This is a genomic window from Duganella sp. HH101 (assembly GCF_001758795.1).
GTDB lineage: Bacteria > Pseudomonadota > Gammaproteobacteria > Burkholderiales > Burkholderiaceae_D > Rugamonas > Rugamonas rivuli.
Window position 1 is genome coordinate 97280 of record NZ_LRON01000011.1, and the last position, 22806, is coordinate 120085.

Annotated in this window: 24 protein-coding genes; 22 read left to right on the forward strand and 2 right to left on the reverse strand. The window is 62.9% G+C overall.

The features are described 5' to 3' along the window. The first annotated feature begins 111 nt into the window (after window positions 1–111). The 20 genes from DUGA2_RS18465 to cobA all read left to right on the forward strand — a co-directional run bounded on the left by DUGA2_RS18465 (window position 112) and on the right by cobA (window position 19146). A complete protein-coding gene (locus DUGA2_RS18465) occupies window positions 112–1020 on the forward strand; it encodes an NAD kinase (RefSeq protein WP_070270951.1) in 909 nt (302 codons plus the stop codon). Window positions 1021–1035: 15 nt separating this feature from the next. Beyond that, entirely contained in the window at window positions 1036–2688 is a 1653-nt protein-coding gene (recN, locus tag DUGA2_RS18470) for a DNA repair protein RecN (RefSeq protein WP_070270952.1), read from the forward strand. Between the two features lie 64 nt (window positions 2689–2752). Then, entirely contained in the window at window positions 2753–3076 is a 324-nt protein-coding gene (locus DUGA2_RS18475; RefSeq protein ID WP_141753314.1) for a hypothetical protein, read from the forward strand. Window positions 3077–3225: 149 nt separating this feature from the next. Next, window positions 3226–3465: an Arc family DNA-binding protein gene (locus DUGA2_RS32795; protein WP_071658946.1), complete on the forward strand. Its 240-nt coding sequence runs from the start codon at window positions 3226–3228 to the stop codon at window positions 3463–3465. Continuing rightward, entirely contained in the window at window positions 3462–3881 is a 420-nt protein-coding gene (locus DUGA2_RS18480; RefSeq protein ID WP_070270954.1) for a type II toxin-antitoxin system VapC family toxin, read from the forward strand. The genes DUGA2_RS32795 and DUGA2_RS18480 overlap by 4 nt, the downstream gene beginning before the upstream one ends. A gap of 97 nt (window positions 3882–3978) precedes the next feature. Next, window positions 3979–5088, forward strand: coding sequence for a ferrochelatase (hemH, locus tag DUGA2_RS18485; protein ID WP_070270955.1), 1110 nt, complete (start codon window positions 3979–3981; stop codon window positions 5086–5088). Window positions 5089–5491: 403 nt separating this feature from the next. Then, a complete protein-coding gene (gene grpE / locus DUGA2_RS18490; RefSeq protein WP_070270956.1) occupies window positions 5492–6031 on the forward strand; it encodes a nucleotide exchange factor GrpE in 540 nt (179 codons plus the stop codon). Between the two features lie 119 nt (window positions 6032–6150). Further along, window positions 6151–8103, forward strand: coding sequence for a molecular chaperone DnaK (dnaK, locus tag DUGA2_RS18495; RefSeq protein WP_070270957.1), 1953 nt, complete (start codon window positions 6151–6153; stop codon window positions 8101–8103). Window positions 8104–8222: 119 nt separating this feature from the next. Further along, a complete protein-coding gene (gene dnaJ / locus DUGA2_RS18500) occupies window positions 8223–9350 on the forward strand; it encodes a molecular chaperone DnaJ (protein ID WP_070270958.1) in 1128 nt (375 codons plus the stop codon). A gap of 104 nt (window positions 9351–9454) precedes the next feature. Next, a complete protein-coding gene (gene can, locus DUGA2_RS18505) occupies window positions 9455–10132 on the forward strand; it encodes a carbonate dehydratase (RefSeq protein WP_070270959.1) in 678 nt (225 codons plus the stop codon). A gap of 94 nt (window positions 10133–10226) precedes the next feature. Continuing rightward, window positions 10227–11096 (forward strand): TauD/TfdA family dioxygenase, encoded by an 870-nt coding sequence (locus DUGA2_RS18510; protein WP_070270960.1) that lies wholly within the window; start codon window positions 10227–10229, stop codon window positions 11094–11096. A gap of 14 nt (window positions 11097–11110) precedes the next feature. Further along, window positions 11111–12112 (forward strand): ABC transporter substrate-binding protein, encoded by a 1002-nt coding sequence (locus DUGA2_RS18515; RefSeq protein ID WP_070270961.1) that lies wholly within the window; start codon window positions 11111–11113, stop codon window positions 12110–12112. A 4-nt stretch (window positions 12113–12116) separates the two neighbouring features. Beyond that, window positions 12117–12932, forward strand: a complete 816-nt coding sequence (locus tag DUGA2_RS18520) for an ABC transporter ATP-binding protein (RefSeq protein WP_070270962.1) — start codon at window positions 12117–12119, stop codon at window positions 12930–12932. After that, window positions 12929–13801 (forward strand): ABC transporter permease, encoded by an 873-nt coding sequence (locus DUGA2_RS18525; protein ID WP_070270963.1) that lies wholly within the window; start codon window positions 12929–12931, stop codon window positions 13799–13801. The genes DUGA2_RS18520 and DUGA2_RS18525 overlap by 4 nt, the downstream gene beginning before the upstream one ends. Window positions 13802–13866: 65 nt before the next feature. Beyond that, the gene (locus DUGA2_RS18530; RefSeq protein ID WP_008452630.1) at window positions 13867–14490 is read left to right on the forward strand and encodes an ANTAR domain-containing response regulator; all 624 of its coding nucleotides are present in this window, start codon (window positions 13867–13869) and stop codon (window positions 14488–14490) included. A gap of 330 nt (window positions 14491–14820) precedes the next feature. Beyond that, entirely contained in the window at window positions 14821–15993 is a 1173-nt protein-coding gene (locus DUGA2_RS18535; protein WP_070270964.1) for a CmpA/NrtA family ABC transporter substrate-binding protein, read from the forward strand. Window positions 15994–16005: 12 nt separating this feature from the next. Further along, window positions 16006–16890 (forward strand): nitrate ABC transporter permease, encoded by an 885-nt coding sequence (gene ntrB, locus DUGA2_RS18540; protein WP_070270965.1) that lies wholly within the window; start codon window positions 16006–16008, stop codon window positions 16888–16890. Between the two features lie 12 nt (window positions 16891–16902). Next, window positions 16903–17709, forward strand: a complete 807-nt coding sequence (locus DUGA2_RS18545; protein WP_070270966.1) for an ABC transporter ATP-binding protein — start codon at window positions 16903–16905, stop codon at window positions 17707–17709. Further along, complete coding sequence (locus DUGA2_RS18550) at window positions 17709–18380, forward strand: type IV pili methyl-accepting chemotaxis transducer N-terminal domain-containing protein (protein WP_070270967.1); 672 nt, start codon at window positions 17709–17711, stop codon at window positions 18378–18380. The genes DUGA2_RS18545 and DUGA2_RS18550 overlap by 1 nt, the downstream gene beginning before the upstream one ends. 10 nt (window positions 18381–18390) lie before the next feature. Next, window positions 18391–19146: a uroporphyrinogen-III C-methyltransferase gene (gene cobA / locus DUGA2_RS18555; RefSeq protein ID WP_070358272.1), complete on the forward strand. Its 756-nt coding sequence runs from the start codon at window positions 18391–18393 to the stop codon at window positions 19144–19146. Here the strand turns inward: cobA and DUGA2_RS18560 are convergent. Both DUGA2_RS18560 and DUGA2_RS18565 read right to left on the reverse strand, forming a co-directional pair. After that, window positions 19136–20068, reverse strand: coding sequence for an alpha/beta fold hydrolase (locus tag DUGA2_RS18560; RefSeq protein ID WP_168167801.1), 933 nt, complete (start codon window positions 20066–20068; stop codon window positions 19136–19138). The genes cobA and DUGA2_RS18560 overlap by 11 nt on opposite strands. 48 nt (window positions 20069–20116) lie before the next feature. After that, on the reverse strand, window positions 20117–20803 hold the full coding sequence (locus DUGA2_RS18565) for a transglycosylase domain-containing protein (protein ID WP_070270970.1): 687 nt from the start codon (window positions 20801–20803) through the stop codon (window positions 20117–20119). A gap of 120 nt (window positions 20804–20923) precedes the next feature. Between DUGA2_RS18565 and DUGA2_RS18570 the strand changes: the two genes are divergently transcribed. Both DUGA2_RS18570 and DUGA2_RS18575 read left to right on the forward strand, forming a co-directional pair. After that, the gene (locus tag DUGA2_RS18570; protein ID WP_229214719.1) at window positions 20924–22051 is read left to right on the forward strand and encodes a sensor histidine kinase; all 1128 of its coding nucleotides are present in this window, start codon (window positions 20924–20926) and stop codon (window positions 22049–22051) included. Then, complete coding sequence (locus tag DUGA2_RS18575; protein ID WP_070270971.1) at window positions 22052–22804, forward strand: LytTR family DNA-binding domain-containing protein; 753 nt, start codon at window positions 22052–22054, stop codon at window positions 22802–22804. It begins immediately after the preceding gene. The last annotated feature ends 2 nt before the right edge of the window (window positions 22805–22806 follow it).

Genomic DNA, 22806 nt, shown 5'->3' on the forward strand with positions numbered 1-22806 from the left:
GCAAAATACTGTTTAAATGTACAGTTGTGAGGCGGACGGGTGATAGCAGAAGCCTGCGTTATGGGTTACTCTGCTGCGTGTCGCCGACCTCACCCTTTTGCCGAGATTTTTATGACCGCCACGCACGCCGTTTATCAAACCATCGCACTGGTCGTGCGCCAGAATACCGACGGCATCGCCGAATCGGTGCGCAGCGTGGTCGATTTCCTGCAGCAGGACGGCTACACGGCGGTGTTTGAAGAGCAGACCGCCGCCCATCTCGGCTTCGAGATGGACCATGTGCGGGTGATGAGCGCCACCGAAATCGGCGCCCACTGCGACGCCGCCATCGTCATGGGCGGCGACGGCACCATGCTGGGCATCGCGCGCCAGCTGGCGCCGTTCGACGTGCCGCTGATCGGCATCAACCAGGGCCGCCTGGGCTTCATGACCGACATCCCGCTCGACGCCATGCTCGACGTGCTGCCCAAGATCCTGGCGGGCCGCTACAAGGCCGAGCGCCGCACGCTGCTCGAAGGGCGCGTGATGCGCAACGACGAAACCATCCACGTCGGCCTGGCCGTCAACGATGTCGTGGTCTCGCGCGGCGCCGGCGCCGGCATGGCCGAGCTGCGCGTCGACGTCGACGGCCACTTCATGTACAACCAGCGCTCCGACGGCTTGATCATCTCGACGCCCACCGGCTCCACCGCCTACGCGCTGTCGGCCGGCGGGCCGCTGCTGCACCCCAGCCTGGGCGGCGTGGTGCTGGTGCCGATCGCGCCGCACGCGCTGTCGAACCGGCCCATTGTGCTGCCCGAGTCCAGCGAGATCGTGGTGGAGATCGTGCGCGGGCGCGACATCAGCGTCAACTTCGACATGCAGACCTTCGCCAGCCTGCAGGCGCAGGACCGCATCGTCATCCAGCGCTCGCCGCACTCGATCACCTTCCTGCATCCGGAAGGCTGGAGCTACTACAACACGCTGCGCGAAAAGCTGCACTGGAATGAATATCCTTCCGGCGAAGGCAAACTCAATTAACCTCACCAGGCCTCCATGCTCCGTACTCTGTCCATCCGCGATTTCGTCATCGTCGACACCATCGAACTGGAATTCTCCGCAGGCTTCACCGTCTTCACCGGCGAGACCGGCGCCGGCAAATCGATCCTGATCGACGCGCTGACGCTGGCGCTGGGCGGCCGGGGCGACGCCAGCGTGGTGCGCGAGGGCGCGGCCAAGGCCGACATCACGGCCGATTTCGCGCTCAGCGAGCAGGCGCGCGACTGGCTGGCCGCCAACGAGTTCGCGGTGGAGGAGGGCGGCGCGCTGCTGCGCCGCGTGATCGACAACGCCGGCCGCAGCAAGGCCTACATCAACGGCATCGCGGCGACGGCGGCGCAGCTGCGCGAGCTCGGCGACATGCTGGTCGACATCCACGGCCAGCACGCGCACCAGTCGCTGATGAAGACCGAGGCGCAGCGCGTGCTGCTCGACGGCCAGGCCGGCGCGGGCGGCGATGTCAAGGCGGTGTCGCTGGCATACAAGGCCTGGCGCGCGCTGGCGCGGCAGCTGGAGGAGTTCGAGACCAACGCCGCCAACGTGCTGTACGAGCGCGAGCGCCTGGAGTGGCAGGTCAACGAGCTGGAAAAGCTGGCCGTCAAGCCGGGCGAGTGGGCCGAGATCACCAATGAGCAGAGCCGCCTGTCGCACGCCGCCAGTTTGCTGGAGGGCGCGCAGGAGGCGCTGGCCGTGATCTCGGAGGCGGAGGACCATCCCATCCTGTCGCAGCTGTCGTCGCTCAACCAGAAGCTGGGCAAGCTGGCCGGCATCGACACCGGCCTGCAGGCCATCGTCGACCTGATCGAACCGGCGCGCATCCAGCTGCAGGAGGCGGTGTATGCGCTCAACGATTACCTCGACCGCGTCGACCTCGACCCGGCGCGCCTGCGCACGGTCGAGGCGCGCATGGACGCGATCCACTCGGCGGCGCGCAAGTTCCGCATCACCGAGGAGCAGCTGCCGGAGGAGCATGCGAAGCTGGCCGAACGCCTGTCGCAGATCGCCGACGCCAGCGACATCGAAGGCTTGCGCAAGCAGGAGGCAAAGCTCAAGGCGGCGTACATGGAGCAGGCGCAGCGCCTGTCCGCCACGCGCGCCGTCGCGGCTCGCCAGCTGAGCGACGCCGTCACCCGCGCGATGCAGGAACTGAACATGACGGGCGGCCGTTTCGAGGTCGCGCTCAACGCCGGCGAGCCGGGCGCGCATGGCCTGGAGCAGGTGGAGTTCCTGGTGGCCGGCCACGCGGGCGTGGTGCCGCGCTCGCTGGCCAAGGTGGCATCCGGCGGCGAGCTGGCGCGCATCTCGCTGGCGATCTCGGTGATCACATCGAACGCCACCACCACGCCGACGCTGATCTTCGATGAAGTGGACAGCGGCATCGGCGGCGGCGTGGCCGAAGTCGTGGGGCGTTTGCTGCGCCGCCTGGGCCAGGAGCGCCAGGTGCTGTGCGTGACGCACTTGCCGCAGGTGGCCAGCCAGGCCGGCCAGCACTTCCAGGTGGCCAAGGGCACGCTGGACAACGGCAAGACCGCCTCGCGCATCGACGTGCTCGACGCCAAGGCCCGCGTCGAAGAAGTGGCGCGCATGCTGGGCGGCCTGGAAATCACCGCCACCACGCGCAAGCACGCTCGCGAACTGCTGGCCTCCTGATACTTTGCAGACGATGCAAGCATCCTCATGGCAGCGATTCTGGTTGTGGATACGGAACGCTGGCGTGTCTGAAACGCATCCTCAGCGGGTTGCGGCGAAATCCCGTGCAATTGCGCAGTTCAAGAATTTTCGTAGTGCGGCTTTGTCGGGGCCGGTGTTCCTGAACGGGGAGACCGCTGAGATTCTTCATCAAGAGGAGTCGTACAGTGTTGATGAAGGCGAGCTCGTGGGCTATGTCTTGACGCTATTCCTTCTGACGCCGGAAGGGCATCATTTTCTGTTTATGTCCAATGAGGCAGACCGTCCCTTTTTAAAGTACTTGGCTCCTGACCGGGCTCGGTTGGTTTTAAAGGACAAATACAAAGCAGGAGGGGCAACTGATGCTTGATTGGCTATGCCGCGTGGCCAGCCACTGAACGCTGGTCGCCGCAAACATGCGTGGGAGCTGCTCGCCTCTTGATACGTCTCAGCCGAGGTGTGGGCTGGCCGGCATAAAAAAGCGCTATGATATCCATCGCATGCCGAAAGGGTGGATATATGCCAGCCATTACTGTTCTTGATGTGCCTGAAGAAACGCACCGTGCGCTGACAGCGCGCGCGTCGCAGCATGGGCGCAGCACCGAAGCGGAGCTGCTCGACATTCTTGAGCAAGCATTGCATCCCGGCGCACCCTTGAAAATCGGCGCGCAACTGGCGGCTTTTGGAAAATCATTTGGTGGGATTGAACTGATCATAGTTCGTGACCAGGCTCCGCTCAAACCGGCGGATTATGAATGATTATTCTCGATACCAATGTCGTATCGGAGCCGATGAAGCTAAGCGGCAGTCCAGCTGTGCAGGCGTGGCTAGATCGGCAGGCCCCACAAAACCTCTATTTGACCGCAACGAGTCTGGCCGAGCTACTGGTCGGAATTGAAATTCTTCATGATGGAAAGCGCAAGAGACAGCTTGCTGCAGCACTGATTGCATTGATGGACAAATTATTTGGTGCACGAATATTGCCCTTCGATCAGGCAGCAGCCGTTACTTACGCCTCGCTGATCACGCGCGCTCGTGTAGCGGGGCGAGTCATGTCTTTCGCTGACGGCCAAATAGCCGCGATTGCTGTGTCGAGGCACTTTGCGGTGGCGACGCGGGATACGGCGCCGTTTGCCAGCGTCGGTCTTGCAGTAACTAACCCTTGGACAGCCTGAGTGACACGCGCGGTGCCGCATCCGGCGATTTCCAAGCATCGCCGCGCCAGGCTAACTATAATGGCATGTTGTCCTATCCACACTGCCATCGGCCTCCATGACCTTCTTAAAAGAACCTCCCCACAAGCACGGCACCGTCGGCCGTAGCGCCATCGTGCTGGTCAACCTGGGCACGCCCGACGCGCCCACCCGCTCGGCGGTGCGCCGCTATCTGAAGGAGTTCCTGTCCGATCCGCGCGTGGTGGAAATTCCGCGCGCCGTCTGGTGGTTCATCCTCAACCTGATCATCCTGCCGTTCCGCTCCGGCCAGTCGGCGAAGAAATACGCGTCGATCTGGACCCGCGAAGGCTCGCCGCTGAAGGTGCACACGGCCGCCCAGGCCCAGCTGCTGCGCGGCGCGCTCGGCGAACGCGGCCACCACAACTTCACCGTCGCCATGGCGATGCGCTACGGCTCGCCGTCGCTGCCCGAGGTGCTGAGCAAGCTCAAGGCCGACGGCGTCGAACGCATCGCCGTGCTGCCCGCCTATCCGCAGTATTCCGGCACCACCACCGGCTCGATCTACGACGCCGTGTTCGACCACTACGGCACGGTGCGCAACATTCCCGAGCTGCGCTTCGTGCGCAACTACCACGACCACGAAGCCTACATCCGCGCGCTGCGCCTGTCGGTGCAGGCGCACTGGGACGCCCACGGCCGCCCGGACAAGCTGGTGCTGAGCTTCCACGGCGTGCCCAAGCGCACCCTGATGCTGGGCGACCCCTACCACTGCGAATGCCTGAAAACCGCGCGCCTGCTGGCCGCCGCCCTGAAGCTGACGCCGGATCAATACATCGTCACCTTCCAGTCGCGCTTCGGCAAGGCCGAGTGGCTGCAGCCGTACACGGCGCCCACGGTGGCCCAGCTGGCCCGCGACGGCGTCAAGCGGGTGGACGTGCTGTGCCCCGGCTTCATCAGCGATTGCCTGGAAACGCTGGAAGAGATCTCGATGGAGGTCCGCCACGACTTCGAACAGGCCGGCGGCCGGGAGTTCCACTACATCCCTTGCCTGAACGAATCGCCAGCCTGGATCGCCGCGATGGCGGAAATTGCGGAGCAGCACATGATCGGCTGGCCGACCCAGATGCCTGCCGCCCAGCACGAGGAAGTGAAGGCCGATGCGGAAATCGGCCGCGCAGCCGCCCTCAAACTCGGCGCCGCCGACTGAAAAGAGACAAGCGCGCCACACTTACCGTAATCAGCACTTGCGGGTGACGAGTGCCAGCCTGTTAAAATAGCCGGCTGATGGGATCGGCGGCATAGCATATCCATGCCGTCGCCAAGACGATATACACCAGGATGGATGCTGCGATCAGTGGCAACTTCATGATGAATGCGCTCCCTGAAACGGTTGTCTTTAATACAGCTTAGACGCTGCCGCGCCAAATAGTAGAGCCTGCACACACGAAGTTTTGTAACGCGTGTTACATGAGCTCGCTTGTGGGGCGGCGCACGGCAGGGCTGATTAAATGATGGGCAGAATACCCCTTGAAAACGTAGGTTATCGCCCCATTTGCAACCGGTGCAGTAAGAAAGTAATGTCAAACAAACACGATAGTAGGAGTCTATAGATGCAAGATCAGGAAAACCAAGCCGTACCTAATCCAGAGACGGACGCAGCGCCGGCCGCGCCATCGACTCCTGACCAGCAGCCATCCCTGGAGGAGCAGCTGTCGGCCACCGAAGCGAAACTGGCCGAGATGCACGACGCTTTCATGCGCGCCAAAGCCGACGGTGAAAACATCCGCCGCCGCGCCCAGGAAGACGTGGCCAAGGCCCACAAGTTCGCCGTTGAAAGCTTCGCCGAAGCCATGGTGCCGGTCAAGGACAGCCTGGAAATGGCCCTGAAGGTCGAAACGCCATCGATCGAATCGCTGAAAGAAGGCGTGGAAATGACGCTCAAGCAGCTGTCGTCGGCCTTCGAGAAAAACCGCCTGCTGGAAATCCTGCCGGCCCAGGGCGAGAAGCTGGACCCGAACAAGCACCAGGCTGTCGCCGTCGTGCCTGCCGACCAGGAAGCCAATACGGTTGTTTCCGTATTGCAAAAAGGCTATATGATCGCGGACCGCCTGCTGCGTCCCGCCATCGTGACCGCAGCGCAAGCGAAGTAGTGAGTCGCGGCAGTGCCGCGACGAACAACGGTAAATTTCGTCGAACTAAGCACTTGAAAACATACAGCTTTTCCACATATTAGTACCATCTGAACTTTAGCAAATAAGGAAGAAAAATCATGGGTAGAATTATCGGTATCGATCTGGGAACCACGAATTCCTGCGTTTCCATCATGGAAAACGGTCAGCCAAAGGTAATCGAAAACGCCGAAGGCGCACGCACGACGCCATCGATCATTGCTTACCAAGAAGATGGTGAAATTCTGGTCGGCTCGCCGGCAAAACGCCAGGCTGTTACCAATCCGAAGAACACGCTGTTCGCCGTCAAACGTCTGATCGGCCGCAAGTTCGACGAAAAAGAAGTGCAGAAGGACATCGGCCTGATGCCTTACTCGATCATGAAAGCCGACAATGGCGATGCATGGATCGGCGTACGCGACAAAAAACTGGCTCCGCCGCAAATCTCGGCTGAAGTGCTGCGCAAGATGAAGAAAACGGCAGAAGACTACCTCGGTGAAGAAGTCACCGAAGCCGTCATCACCGTGCCTGCGTACTTCAACGACTCGCAGCGCCAGGCAACCAAGGATGCCGGCCGTATCGCGGGCCTGGACGTCAAGCGCATCATCAACGAACCAACCGCAGCCGCGCTGGCTTTCGGCCTGGACAAGACCGACAAGGGCGACCGCAAGATCGCCGTGTATGACTTGGGCGGCGGTACCTTCGACGTGTCGATCATCGAGATCGCCGACGTCGACGGCGAAAAACAATTCGAAGTGCTGTCGACCAACGGCGACACCTTCCTGGGCGGCGAAGACTTCGACCAGCGCATCATCGATTACATCATCGACGAGTTCAAGAAGATCAACGGCCTGGACCTGAAAAAAGATCCGATCGCCCTGCAGCGCATCAAGGCTTCGGCCGAGCGCGCGAAGATCGAACTGTCGTCGTCGCAGCAGACCGAAATCAACGAGCCTTACATCGCCATGGCGAACGGCGCGCCGGTCCACCTGACCCTGAAGATGACCCGCGCCAAGCTGGAATCGCTGGTCGAGGAACTGATCAACGCGACCATGGAACCATGCCGCATCGCGATCAAGGATGCCGGCGTCAAGGTTTCGGACATCGACGACATCATCCTGGTCGGCGGTATGACCCGTATGCCTAAGGTGCAGGAAAAAGTCAAAGAGTTCTTCGGCAAAGATCCGCGCAAGGACGTGAACCCGGACGAAGCCGTCGCTGTCGGCGCCGCCATCCAGGGCTCCGTGCTGTCGGGCGAGCGCAAGGACTTGCTGCTGCTGGACGTGACGCCTCTGTCGCTGGGTATCGAAACCCTGGGCGGCGTGATGACCAAGATGATCCACAAGAACACCACGATTCCTACCAAGTTCTCGCAAGTGTTCTCGACCGCCGACGACAACCAGCCTGCCGTGACCATCAAGGTCTACCAGGGCGAGCGTGAAATCGCGGCCGGCAACAAGGGCCTGGGCGAATTCAATCTGGAAGGCATCCCGCCGGCAGCACGCGGCACGCCACAGATCGAAGTGACCTTCGACATCGACGCCAACGGTATTCTGCACGTCGGCGCGAAAGACAAGGCCACCGGCAAAGAAAACAAGATCACGATCAAGGCCAACTCCGGCCTGACCGAAGCTGAGATCCAGAAGATGGTGAAGGATGCCGAAGTCAACGCCGAAGAAGACAAGAAAGTGAAAGAGCTGGCCGAATCGCGCAACCAGGCCGACGCGCTGGTGCACTCGACCCGCAAATCGCTGACCGAATACGGCGACAAGCTGGAAGCGGGCGAGAAGGAAAAAATCGAAGCCGCGATCACCGACCTGGAAGGTTCGATCAAGGCCGGCGACAAGGCCGAGATCGACGCCAAAGTGGCGGCGCTGTCGACCGCTTCGCAGAAGCTGGGCGAGAAGATGTACGCCGACATGCAGGCGCAGCAAGCTGCAGCCGGCGGCGCTGAAGGCGGCGCAGGTGCTGGACAAGGCGCAGGCGCCGAGCAGGCCAAGCCGCAGGACGACGTGGTCGACGCCGACTTCAAAGAAGTCAAAGACAGCAAGTAATATCGCCATCCCCGCATAGGGGAGGACGAGCGCCGAGTCGTGTGGTCGTGTAAACGGCACCGGCTCGGCTTTTTAGCATAAACAGTACATCAGTATAAATACAGCAAGGTGCCGACAATATGGCAAAGCGAGATTTCTACGAGACACTTGGTGTCGCAAAAAATGCGTCGGAAGACGAGATCAAGAAGTCTTATCGCAAACTGGCGATGAAGTACCATCCGGACCGCAATCCGGATAGCAAAGAGTCGGAAGAAAAATTCAAGGAAGTCAAAGAAGCCTACGAGATGCTGACCAATCCGGAGAAGCGCGAAGCGTATGACCGTTACGGTCACGCCGGCGTCGATCCGAACATGGGCGGCGGCGGCGGCTTCGGCGGCGGCGCCGGCGGTTTCGGCGACGCCTTCGGCGACATCTTCGGCGACATCTTCGGCGGTGGCCGCGGCCGCGGCCAAGGCCCGCAGGTGTACCGCGGCGCCGACCTGCGCTACAACCTGGAGATCACGCTGGAGCAGGCCGCCCACGGCTTCGACACCACGATCCGCGTACCGTCCTGGGACAAGTGCGACACCTGCCACGGTTCGGGCGCCAAGCCCGGCACCTCGCCGGTCACGTGCTCGACCTGCGCCGGCCACGGCCAGGTGCGCATGCAGCAGGGCTTCTTCAGCATCCAGCAGACCTGCCCGAAATGCCACGGCACCGGCAAGATCATCCCCGAGCCATGCGCAGCCTGCGCCGGCCAGGGCCGCATCAAGCGCAACAAGACGCTGGAAGTGAAGATCCCGGTCGGCATCGACAACGGCATGCGTATCCGCTCGTCCGGCAACGGCGAACCGGGCACCAACGGCGGGCCGTCGGGCGACCTGTATGTGGAGATCCACATCAAGCCGCATACGGTGTTCCAGCGCGAAGGCGACGACCTGCACTGCGAAATGCCGATCTCCTTCGCCAAGGCGGCGCTGGGCGGCGATATCGAGGTGCCGACTTTGTCTGGTAAAGTATCGTTCACGATCCCGGAAGGCACCCAGTCGGGCAAGACCTTCCGCCTCAAGGGCAAGGGCATCAAGGGCGTGCGTTCCGGCTTCGCGGGCGATCTGTTCTGCCACGTGGCGGTCGAGACGCCGGTCAAGCTGACCGAGAAGCAGAAAGACATGCTGCGCGATTTCGAAAAACTGACCACCGAGGGCGGCGCCAAGCACAGCCCGCAAAGCAAGACCTGGCGCGACAAGGTAAAAGACTTTTTTGAGTAAAGTTTTTTAAGTAACTGCGACGTCATGCAGTCTTGGTAATATCGGACCGCCGGTCCACCCTTTTCGGGTGGGCCGGCGGTCTTCTTATGTACGAGAGGAGCATCATGAGTGATCTGGACAACAGTAGTTCCCCGTTGCGCGACCTGCTGGAAAACAACCGTCGCTGGGCCGAATCCGAAGTCGAGCGCGATCCCGACTTCTTCAACCGCCTGGCGCAGCAAGCCTCGCCGGAATACCTGTGGATAGGCTGCTCCGACAGCCGCGTGCCGGCGAACGAGCTGCTGGGCCTGGCCCCGGGCGACGTTTTCGTCCACCGCAACATCGCCAACGTGGTGGTGCACTCGGACTTGAACGCGCTGTCGGTGCTGCAGTTCGCCATCGATGTGCTGAAGGTCAAGCACGTCATCATCGTCGGCCACTACGGCTGCAAGGGCGTGCACGCGGCCATGACCGGCACCCGCGTCGGCCTGGCCGACAACTGGCTGCGCCACGTGCAGGACGTGCACCAGAAGCACGAGCGCTACCTGGGCGATGTCCTGACCAGCAAGCTGCGCGCGGAACGCATGTGCGAGCTGAACGTGGTCGAGCAGGTGTCCAACGTCTGCCAGACCACCATCGTGCAGGACGCATGGGACCGCGGCCAGAACGTCACGGTGCACGGCTGGGTCTACGGCCTGAAGGACGGCAAGCTGCACGATCTGGAAATGACCGTCACCGCCGCCCACGAACTGGCGCCACGCGTGGCCAAGCGCCTGAGCGAGTACGAAGCGGAGCAGGGCTGATAAAGATTCCATATATCGATATCAGGTAAGCTTCGTTTTCTAAATAAGGGAAGCGGCATAGACTGGGCACATACTCATTCACTGGGCGTGTGCCATGTCTGCCGTTCTCCAACCCGCTTTTGACATCGAATTGTTCGACGCGCCGCTCGGCGCGGAGATCCTGGGACTGGACCTCAACCATCCTTTGTCCCCGCGGGCGTTCGACCGCATCCACAAGGCGCACCTGGAGCACCACCTGCTGGTGTTCCGCGACCAGCGCATCACCCCGCGCCAGCAGGTGGATTTCAGCCGCCGTTTCGGGCCGCTGCAAATCCACGTGCTGCGCAACTTCCAGCTGCCTTCGCATCCGGAGGTGCTGGTCATCTCCAACATCATCGAAGACGGCAAGCCGATCGGCCTTGGCGACGCCGGCCACTTCTGGCATTCCGATTTGTCGTACAAGGAAACGCCCAGCCTGGGCTCGATGCTGCACGCGCAGGAGCTGCCGGCCGAAGGCGGCGATACGCTGTTCGCCAATATGCACCTGGCCTGGGACACCTTGCCTGCGGCCTTGCGCTTCGCGGTGCAGGGCGCGCGCGCGGAGCACAGCTACCTGGCGCAATACGAGGAACTACGCCGCCGCAATCCCTACCGCCCGCCATTGACGCCGGAGCAGATCGCCGAGGTGCGCCCGGTCATGCATCCGGTGGTGCGCACGCACCCGGAGACGGGCCGCAAGGCGCTGTTCGTCAGCGAGCACTTCACCACGCGCATCGTCGGCATCCCGCCGGACGAAAGCCGCGCGCTGCTGGCCGAGCTGTTTGCGCACAGCGTGCGTCCCGAGCATGTGTACCGTCACCGCTGGGCGCCGCACGACCTAGTGTTCTGGGATAACCGCTCGCTGATGCACCTGGCCGGCGGCACGCCGGATCATCTGCGCCGCAAGCTGTATCGCACCACCATCGAAGGCGATACGCCTTTCTAATTTCAAGGAAACCCATGTCCAGATTGACTTCCCGCGTGATCGCCGCCGCCCTCGCGCTCAGCTTCGCCACCGCCGCGCAGGCCGAAGGGCGCATCCGCATCGCCGAGCAGTTCGGCGTGGTCTACCTGCTGCTGAACATCGCGCAGGACCAGCAGCTGATCGAAAAGCAGGGCCGCAAGAACGGTGTGGATGTGAAGGTCGAGTGGACGCAGTTGTCCGGCGGCTCGGCCGTCAACGACGCGCTGCTGTCCGGCGCCATCGACATCGCCGGCGCCGGCGTCGGCCCGCTGCTGACGATCTGGGACCGCACCTCGGGCAGGCAGAACGTGAAAGGCGTGGCGTCGCTGGGCAGCTTCCCCTACTACCTGGTCAGCAACAACCCGAAAGTGAAGTCTATCGCCGACCTGACCGAGAAGGACCGCATCGCGCTGCCGGCGGTGACGGTGTCGGTGCAGTCGCGCATCCTGCAATATGCGGCGGCCAGGCAGTGGGGCGAGAAGGATTTTGCGCGGCTCGATAAATTCACCCAGACCTTGCCGCATCCTGATGCAACGGCGGCCGTCATTGCAGGCGGTACGGAGATCAACGCCCACTTCGGCAACCCGCCGTTCCAGGAGCAGGAGCTGGCCGGCAATCCGAATGCGCACATCATTTTGAATTCCTACGATGTGCTGGGCGGCCCGAGTTCGGCCACCGTGCTGTATGCGACCGAGAAGTTCCGCAACGAGAATCCCAAGACTTATCGCGCCTTCACCGCCGCGCTGGCGGAGGCGGCCAAATACGCCAGCGGCAATCCGGAGGGCGCGGCCGACGCGTACATCCGCATCAGCAAGAGCAAGGTGGATCGCAACCTGCTGCTGAAGATCATCAAGAACCCGCAGGTGCAGTTCAGCGTGGAGCCGCAGAACACCTACGGCCTCTCGCAGTTCCTGTACCGCGTGGGCGCGATCAAGAGGCAGCCGGCCAGCTGGCGCGACTACTTCTTCGACGACCCTGTCATTACGCAGGGCGGGTGAGACCATGACACTGCAAGTCGTGCGCCCCGCCGGTGCGGTTGCGCCTTTGTTGAAAGCCAGCGGCGTGAGCCTCGAATACGGCGGCACGCGGGCGACGCATGACGTCAGCTTCGACGTGTACCGGGGCGACCGCTTTGTGCTGCTGGGGCCCTCCGGCTGCGGCAAGTCCTCGCTGCTGAAGGCTGCCGCGGGCTTTCTCGCGCCCAGCGCCGGCGGCATCAGCATCGATGGCGCTGCCGTGACGGGGCCGGGGCCTGACCGCATCGTGGTGTTCCAGGAGTTCGACCAGCTGCCGCCATGGAAGACGCTGAAGGAGAACGTGATGTTCCCGCTGCTGATGACCAGGCGCCTGCGCCGTCACGAGGCGGAGGAGCGGGCGATGCACTGGATCGCCAAGGTGGGCCTGGGCGGCTTTGAAAACGCCCATCCGCATACCCTGTCCGGCGGGATGAAGCAGCGCGTTGCGATCGCGCGTGCGCTCGCCATGCAGCCGGAAGTGCTGCTGATGGATGAACCCTTTGCCGCGCTCGATGCGCTCACGCGGCGCAATATGCAGCAGGAGCTGGGGCGCTTGTGGGAAGAGTTGCGCTTCACGCTGCTGTTCGTCACGCACTCGATCGAGGAGGCGCTGGTGGTGGGGAATCGCATCCTGCTGCTGTCGCCGCATCCGGGGCGGGTGAGGGCGGAATTGAACAGCCACCAGTTCGACCTGCACAGCGCCGGCAGCGCGGAGTTCCAGGCCGCCGCACAACGCATCCACAGCCTGTTGTTCGATGCGCCGGTCGTCGCACCGCCACTGGACCGGAGCATCGCGCTATGAGCTTGTCCTTCGATCCACCGATCCGCCAGGAATACGAATACATCCCCGCCGACTACGCACCGCGCACGGCGGCCGCCGCCGCGCCGCCGCTTCAGCGTGCATGGCAGCAGGCCTGGCTGCGCAAGTCCTTTATCCTGCTCCTGCTGGCCGCCGTGTGGCAAGCCGCCGCCATCTGGACCGACAACGACCTGCTGCTGCCAACCTTCCTGCAAACCGCGCAAGCCTTCATCGCCGGCATCGCCAGCGGCGAACTGCTCGACCGCGTGCGCACCTCGCTGGCCGTCCTGCTGCAAGGCTACGCGGTGGGCGTGTTGGCCGCCTTCGTCCTCACCGCGCTGGCCGCGTCCACCCGCATTGGCCGCGACCTGCTGGAAACGCTGACCTCCATGTTCAACCCCTTGCCAGCCATCGCGCTGCTGCCATTGGCGCTGCTGTGGTTCGGCCTGGGCCGCGCCAGCCTGATATTCGTCATCGTGCACGCCGTACTGTGGCCGCTGGCGCTGGGCGCCTACGCCGGCTTCCAGGGCGTGCCCGAGACCCTGCGCATGGCGGGCCGCAACTACGGCCTGCGCGGCCTGCGCCTGGTGCTGCACATCCTGGTGCCGGCCGCGCTGCCGTCCATCCTCGCCGGCTTGAAGATAGGCTGGGCCTTCGCCTGGCGCACGCTGATCGCCGCCGAACTGGTATTCGGCACCACGGCCGGCCAGGGCGGACTGGGCTGGTACATCTTCCAGAACCGCAACGAGCTCTATACCGACAAGGTATTCGCCGGCCTGGCCGCCGTCGTCCTGATCGGCCTGCTGGTGGAGAACGTGGTTTTCCGTCCACTGGAAACGTTGACTATCCGTCGCTGGGGCATGCAGCGCTAGAGGCATGTTGGCCGATCGTTGGCCGTGTGCCGTAGAATGGTTTGATTCTTGCTTGCAGAAGAGTCATGAAACATTTACGCATAGTGGTCGTCAACACCATCATCCACGCCGGCGACGAGGACGACGCCTCCCTGCTCGCGCAGGCCGAACGCGCGCGCGCGTTGCGCATCGGCCTGCTGGAAGCGGGCTACGACATCATCGCCTCGCTGCCGCCGGACATGTACCTGCCCGAGCGCATCGCCCAGCTGCAGCCCGACATGATCATCGTCGACGCCGAATCCGACGCGCGCGATGTGCTGGAGCACATCGTCATCGCCACCCGCGACGAGCGCCGTCCCATCGTCATGTTCACCGAGAGCGATGACACCGAGAGCATGGAGGCCGCCATGGCGGCCGGCGTGTCGGCCTACATCGTGGCCGGCCTGCAGAGCGACCGCATCAAGCCGGTGCTGCAGGTGGCGCTGGCGCGCTTCAAGCGCGAGCAGAAGCTGCTGGACGAACTGTCCGACACCAAGAGCAAGCTGGCCGAGCGCAAGATCATCGAGCGCGCCAAGGGCCTGTTAATGGAGCGCCAACGTTTCAGCGAAGAGCAGGCCTACCAAAAGCTGCGCAGCATGGCCATGAGCAAAAACCTCAAGCTGTCCGAGGTGGCCCAGCGCATCATCGATGTAGAAGACCTGCTCGGCTAAATCCCGTCCAAAATGATGCACTGCGCAATCGCGGTGCGTTTTCTGCGCCATCGCATGGCGCTGCCGCCCTCCGGATTTCTGCCTTTTCCCCCTGAAGACTTGCTGGCATGGTCATTGCATAGCCTTTAGGCAAGCGCAACGATGCGCTTGCTGTACCTCGCCAACGGCGGCGAGGTCCACCAGACAACGACGTCTACACACGCGAATCCGTTCGCGCTGGGTAGACTTTTTTTTTGGAGATTTGCGATGGAATACAAAGAACAACAAGCCGGCGTCGATACCAAGCGCCGTCAAATCATTCAAAGCGCAGGTCTTGTGGCGGGAGGAAGCATGCTGGGTTTGTCTACGGGTGGGGTATGGGCGGCGGGTTCGGACAAGCCGGAGAAGGAAGAAATCAAGATCGGCTTCATTCCGCTGACCGATTGCGCATCGGTGGTGATGGCGTCGGTGCTGGGCTTCGATAAAAAATACGGCGTCAAATTCGTGCTGAGCAAAGAGGCCTCCTGGGCCGGCGTGCGCGACAAGCTGGCCAATGGCGATCTCGATGCAGCCCATGTTCTATATGGCTTGCTTTACGGCGTGCAGATGGGCATAGGCGGCCAGAAAAAAGACATGGCGGTGCTCATGAGCCTTAACAACAACGGCCAGGCCATCACGTTGTCGAAGAAGCTGGCCGACAAGGGCGCGGTCGACGGTCCGTCGCTGGCCAAGCTGATGCAGACCGACAAGCGCGAATACACCTTCGCCCAGACCTTCCCGACCGGCACCCACGCGATGTGGCTGTACTACTGGCTGGCCGCCAACGGCATCAATCCGATGAAGGACGCCAAGGTCATCACGGTGCCGCCGCCGCAGATGGTGGCCAATATGCGGGTCGGGAACATGGACGGCTTCTGCGTGGGCGAGCCGTGGGGACACCGCGCCATCATGGACGGCGTCGGCATCACCGCCACCACCACCCAGGACATCTGGAAAGACCATCCGGAGAAGGTGCTCGGCTCGACGCTGGAATTCGCCAAGAAGTATCCGAACACCTGCCGCGCGATGATGGCCGCCATCCTCGACGCCGGCAAATGGATCGATTCCTCGCTGGCCAACAAGAACAAGATGGCCGAGGTCATCGCCGACAAGTCCTACGTCAACACCAGCAAGGACGCCATCGACCAGCGCATCATGGGCCGCTATCAGAATGGCCTGGGCAAGACCTGGGACGACCAGAACTACATGAAGTTCTACAACGACGGCGCGGTCAACTTCCCTTACCTGTCGGACGGCATGTGGTTCATGACGCAGCACCGCCGCTGGGGCCTGCTGAAGGAAGACCCGGATTACCTGGCCGTCGCCACCTCGGTCAACCAGATCGACTTGTACAAGGATGCGGCGGCGATGACCAAGACGCCGGTGCCTAAAAGCCCGCTGCGCACGTCGAAGATGATGGATGGTTCCGTTTGGGACGGCAAGAACCCGAAAGCGTTCGCCGCCTCTTTCAAGATCAAAGCCTGATAAAGGAATGCCATGAACGCCATGCTCAAACCCGATAGCGCCGAACCGGTAGCAGCGGCGCCGATCCGTCGTCCACGCCGTCCGCTCGCCGCCAACTCCACGGCGCGCACGCGGCAGCGGGTATCCGCCACCGCGATGAAGATCATCGCGCCCTTGCTGGGGGCTGCGCTGCTGGTGCTGGTCTGGCAGATCATCACCATCAAGAACAGCGCCTTCCCGACGCCGCTGGCGACTTTGCAGGAAGCGGTCAAGCTGTTCTCCGATCCGTTCTACAGCAAAAGCCCGAACGACCAGGGCATAGGCTGGAACATCCTCGCGTCCTTGCAGCGCGTGGCGGTGGGTTTTGGACTGGCGGCGCTGGTGGGTATTCCGCTGGGCTTCCTGATCGGCCGCGTGCACTTCATCGGCAGCATGTTCGGGCCGATTATCAGCCTGCTCAAGCCTGTGTCGCCGCTGGCCTGGCTGCCAATCGGGCTGCTGGTGTTCAAGTCAGCCAACCCTGCGGCGATATGGTCGATCTTCATCTGTTCGATCTGGCCGATGATCATCAACACCGCCGTCGGCGTGCAGCGCGTGCCGCAGGATTACATGAACGTGGCCAAGGTGCTGAACCTGTCGGAGTGGAAGGTGCTGGCCAAGATCCTGCTGCCGTCGGCGCTACCCTACATCCTGACCGGCGTGCGGCTGTCGATCGGCACCGCATGGCTGGTGATCGTCGCGGCGGAGATGCTGACCGGCGGCGTGGGTATCGGCTTCTGGGTGTGGGACGAGTGGAACAACCTCAATGTCCCGCACATCATCATCGCCATCGTCGCCATCGGCGTGGTCGGGCTGCTGCTGGAACAGGCGCTGATGGCGCTGGCCCGTGCCTTCACCTACGAACAAGTATCCAACTAAAGGACTGCGATCATGGACGAGCCAAAATTCATCGATATCGAAGGCGTGGAGATGGTGTTCCATACCCGGAAGGGCGTGTTCCACGCGCTGCGCGAGATCGACCTGACGGTGCGCAAGGGCGAATTCATCACGCTGATCGGCCACTCCGGCTGCGGCAAGTCGACGCTGCTGAACCTGATCGCCGGTTTGCTCAAGCCGACGGACGGCGTGCTGTTATGCGCCAACCGCGAGATCGCTGGGCCGTCGCCGGAGCGCTCGGTGGTGTTCCAGAATCACTCGCTGCTGCCGTGGCTGACCTGCTATGAAAACATCTTCCTCGGCGTGGAGCGGGTGTTCGGCAAGACCGAATCGCGTAATCAGCTGCGGGAGCGCACCATGCAGGCATTGGCGCTGGTTGGCCTGACTGCGGCGGAGGCCAAGCGTCCGCATGAAATCTCGGGCGGCATGAAGCAGCGCGTCGGCATCGCCCGTGCCTTGGCGATGGAGCCGAAAGTGCTGCTGATGGACGAACCCTTCGGCGCACTGGACGCGCTGACCCGGGCACACTTGCAGGACGAGCTGCTCAAGATCGTCGCCGCAACCAGTTCGACGGTGGTGATGGTGACGCACGATGTGGACGAAGCGGTGCTGCTGTCGGACCGCATCGTCATGATGACCAACGGCCCGGCTGCCACGATAGGCGAGATCGTCGACGTGAGGCTGGATCGTCCGCGTGACCGCGTGGCGCTGGCGCAGGATGCGCGCTACATGGAATACCGCACGGCGGTGCTGGAGTTCTTGTACCGCAAACAGGCGCATCCCGCGAAGGAAGCCGCCTGATGGACATGACCACGCCACCCATGGCGCCGGAGGGCGCCTCAAAGAAGCCGCTGACCGGCGAAGTGTTCGGGGCGTTGATCAATCTGTCGGGCCGTCGCCGCTTCACATCGCAGCGCATCGTGCTGTATGCGCTGCTAGCGTCGCAAGGGCATGCGGATGGAGCGGCCACCGCGCAGGAGGCGCTGGCGCTGTTCCGTGGCGCGCACAAGTCCCTGCTGGCCGAGGCGGACGGTTTACCGGGCGTGTTCTGCCCCGAACTGCATGACGCCTACTTCGGCAAGCGGGATGGCGACCGGCAGATCGTCGCCTTCGCCGACCTGGGCGAGCGTACCTTGAAGGCGATCGAGCAGGGCTCGTCGCAGGCCGGCGAGCTGCTGGCGGAGCTGGTGCGCATCACCACGCCGACGCTGGCGATCCTCAACACCATCACCGGCATCTATGAAGAGCAGGCGAAGAAGAATGCGCGCCTGATGCGCAAGCAGCTGCGCGGCGTAATCACCGATATCGATACGATCAACCGCCAGGCGCGCATGGTGGCCTTCAATGCGCGCATCGTCGCGGCGCGGGCCGGGCACGCGGGCAAGGAGTTTTCGGTGGTGGCGGGGGTGCTGTCCAACATCACCGGCGAAATCGACGAAATGGTCAGCGCGGCGCTGGCCGCCGCAGGTTAAGGAGAACATGATGAGCAGCGTAACCCTGGTAGGCGCGGGTCCCGGCGACCCGGAACTGTTGACGTTAAAGGCCGTCCGCGCCATCGAGCGTGCAGACGTGGTGCTGATCGACGACCTGGTCAACCCGGAGATACTCTCCTTCGCGCCATCGACGGCGCGGGTGATCCAGGTTGGCAAGCGTGGCGGCTGCGCATCCACGCCGCAGGAATTCATCGAGCGGCTGATGATCGCTGAGGCGAGGGCGGGGCATCGCGTGGTTCGGCTCAAGGGCGGCGATCCGTACATGTTCGGCCGGGGGGGCGAGGAACGCGCATCGCTGCGCGCGCACGGCATCGAGGTGGATGTGGTGCCGGGCATCAGCAGCGGCCTGGCCGCGCCGTCGAGCATCGGCATACCGCTGACGCATCGTTCGTGGAGCCAGGGCGTCACCTTCGTCACCGGGCATGGCAAGGATGCGGAGTCCGAGCCGGAATGGAAGGCGCTGGCGCAGAGCGGCCTGACGCTGGTGATCTACATGGGCGTTGCGCGGGTGGACGCGATCCAGGCCGGCCTGCTGGCAGGTGGCGCTGCGGCCGATACGCCGGTGGCGGTAGTGCAGTCGGCCACGCGCGACAACCAGCGGCAGCTGCTTACCACGCTGGGCCAGCTGCCGCAGGCACTGCGCGACAGCGGCCTAGGCAGCCCAAGCATCATCGTCGTCGGCGACGTGGTGCGCTGCGCGGATGACTGGCAGGCGCTGATCGAGCCTGTTCGCGCTAGCGCTTGACGCCAGACTTGAACCACGCCGCCAGGCCGGCGATGAAGTCCTGCAGATTGGCCTTGTCCGGCGCTTGCAGCGCATGGCCTGCGTTGGGGTATTCGATGAAGGTGAAGTTCTTTTCCGGATGGCCTGCGAAGTAGTCGCGCAAGGCTCGTCCGGATTCGATCGCCTCGCTGTCGTCCTTCTCGCCCATGGCGGCGATGATCGGGATATCCAATTTGGCGTAGGTGGTCAGCGGATCGTAGAACAGGTGCGAGCTCCAGTAGCGATATGGATGCCCGAAAAATTCCTTGTCCAGGCTTTGCGGATCGGCCTTGATCGCGGCATAGGTCTTCAGGAAGATCTCGCGTGAAAACGGCTTGGCATAGGGCTCCACGCCACGGTCGGCGAAGATCAGGAATATTTCGCTCTGCGGCAGGCCACCGCTGCCGCCGGTGGCGAGCCAGCCTATCTTCGGGCTGCGCGCGGCGACCAGCGGCGCCACTGTCCCGCCTTCTGAGAAGCCCAGTATCGCCAGGCTGCGTGCGCCGAGCGCCTTCAAGGCCGGCTCCTGGCCGATGAACGCCAGGGTGTCGCTGACCCTGCGTTCCAGCGTGTCCGCCTGATTGTAAGCCTCGGAACAGACCTGGCCATCCGCACCTTTCTGAATGCCGATCTTTTCGAGGAAGTAGACATCCACCGGCGCCGGGTAGCGTTCGAAGAAGAACGGTACGCGGCTGCCGAAGTCTTTGCAGCCCGATCCGCTGAGCAGCACGATGGGCGCCGCGCGCCCGCTGTCCTGGGCATCGTGCAGATGATAGTAACGGCGCGCTTGTCCGTCGATATGGATCGTCGCCTCATCCAGTACGCGTGCGGCAAACGCGGATGTGGCCAGCAGGGCGGCGCCGGCTGACAGCGCAGCGACGCAGAGAGAATGGCGTAAGGTCATGGCCGCCAGCATAAGTCAGCATTAAGATATCGTCAACAAACCGGCGGCCTACGGGTCGCACTGCGTGTATGAAGTATCGAACCAGCCGGCAGGCTTGCACTTCCCCGATATCAGCGCCTGTATGCGTGCCGCGCGCAGATGGTGGAGCGATGGGTTTTTAAGAGGGTGATACAAATTCGGCGCCTTGATCATCGCTACTAGGCCGATGAACTCCGATTCCGACGCCTGCTCCAGCGGCTTGCTCAGATAGCTCTCGGCCGCGGACGCCAATCCTATGACCGCCGTTCCTTGGTGGCTGCCCATGTAGACCTCCGACACGTACTGGGCCAACTGCCTGTCCTTGGGTAGCCTGGCGTTCAACACCAGCGCCATGACGTCGCGTCCGAGATCGACACGCTTGCAGCACCTGAACACGCCGCGATACAGCGCCTGAAACGCACCCTCGACGCCATCCAGCTTGCGATCCGACAGAAAGACCTGGCTCGCCACCGCCGATGAGATGGTGGCGAAACCTTGGCCCTCGGCGAGGCTCAGGCCGGGGTGCTCGTAAAAATTCGGATCTTCCACCCGGAGCAGAATGTCTATCTGCCGCTGCGACAAATTGACCGATGCAACCGGTACCTTCGATATGGCGTCGTTGAACGATACCTGCGCCCACGAGGCTGCGATGACGAGATACGCCAGCAAACAGGCCATGAACGCGAGCAGCCCTTTGCCGATTTTCTTGAGTGGCATGGCTTTCCCTTTCGATGCAAAGAAGCCGATTCTGGACCGGACGAAGCGCCTTCCATACCCCTGAGTGATGAAATCCCGCTACCGTGTGACAGCATCCCCCGGCGCTCCCGCCGTCCGCATATGCGCCTGATATACTCGCTGCCGATGAATACAGCGCCCCTGCCAGCCGTTCTACGTGCTCACTTTCCGAACGCCACAAGGATCGTCCTTGTCAATGCGCTGGCCTGGGCTGCGATCGGCGGCGTGGGAGCATTCGGACATTACAACGGCGACGCCGCGCATGGCGGCCTCTCGGGCTTTGCAGCGCTCTGGGCGAAATGGTGCATCGAGTATGCGCCCATGATGGTGCTGAGCTCCAGCCTGTGCCTGGCGCTGGAGCGATGGCCTGCGCTGTTCGAACGCCGCCGCAACATGGTGGGACTGTTCGTCTTGGTGATGCTGGTGTTCCAGCCGCTGCAATGGTTTTACCTGGACTGGCTGCGTAGCGGAAGCATCGATGACGCGCGCCAGGTTTTCCTGAGGATGCGCCGCTACGGCTGGTTCATGAGCAGCGCAACCTTTGCCATCATCGTCGCCATCGGCAATTGGCGCCTGGCCAAGGCACGCGAGCACGCCTGGCGGCAGGCTCACACGGAGAACCTGCAATTGTCGTTGGCCCTGGAGCAGCAACGCATGCTAGCCCTGCGCGCACAGCTCGAACCGCATTTCATTTTTAACGCGCTCAACGCGATCAGCGCCCTGGTCCGTGGCGGCGACAAGGCGGTCTCGCTGAACGGTATCAACCGCCTCAGCGACCTGCTGCGCTACGCCCTGTCGGCGAGCCTGCGCGACGACGTCAGCCTGGGTGAAGAGCTGCAGTTCGTGCAGGATTACATGGAGCTGCAGCGGCTGCGCTATGGCGGCCGTTTGCAAATCAGTATCGGCTGCCACGACGAGCGGCTTCACGCCGTGCCATGTCCGCCGCTGCTGTTGCAGCCATTGATCGAGAACGCCTTGCGCCATGATCTCGATTGCCATGAGGGCGACAGCGATATCCGCGTCCGGTTCGAGCGGCAGGCCGGGGATATGCTGATCACCGTCTCGAATCCGGTCAACCTTCACGCGCCACCCAATCCCGGCACCGGCCTGGGACTGGCAAACACGCGCGACCGCCTGCTCATGTGGAATCCGCGCGCATCGCTGCGCGCAGAGCGGCGCGGGGAGCGCTTCTTCGCGGAGATTCGGCTGCCGCTGGCGGAGCAGGATTAGATGCCCATCACCTATCTCATCGTGGACGACGAACCGCCAGGGCGCGCGAATCTGCGGATGGCCATGGAGTCGCATCCGGACTGGCAACTGGTGGCCGAGTGCGAAAGCGCCGCCGCCGCCCGCGACGTGCTGGCGACGACCACCATCGATACCATATTCCTGGACATCCAGATGCCGCGCGAGAGCGGCCTTGCGTTGGCGCGGGAGCTGAGCCGCATGCCGGCGCCGCCGCTGATCATTTTCGTCACCGCCTACAACGCCTACGCGGTCGATGCGTTTGAAGTCCACGCGCTGGACTACCTGCTCAAGCCGATCGACGACCGCAGGCTGGCGCAGACCGTCGAGCGGGCGTCGCAAATGCTGCGCTATCGCCAGTCGGATGGATATGGCAATGCCCTGCGCGGCTACGTGGACTTTGCGCCCGAGCGGCATATCGATGCGGTCAGTGTGCGCTCGGTCGGCTATATTGAACAGATCCGGGTGTGCGATGTATTGTGGCTGCAAGCGGCAGGCAATTACGTCGAGCTGCATCTGGCGTCGCGCAAGGTGCTGCACCGCATACCGCTCAGCCGCCTCGAACCGCTGCTGAACCCCGACGACTTCCTGCGCGTCCACCGCGCTGCGATAGTCCGGCGCGACCAGGTCATGCGTTTGTCGGTGGTCGGCGATGGCCGCTATCTGCTTACGCTGCGCTGTGGAGCCCAGGTCGCGGTGAGCGAACGCCATATCGATGCACTGAAAGCTTGCATGTAATG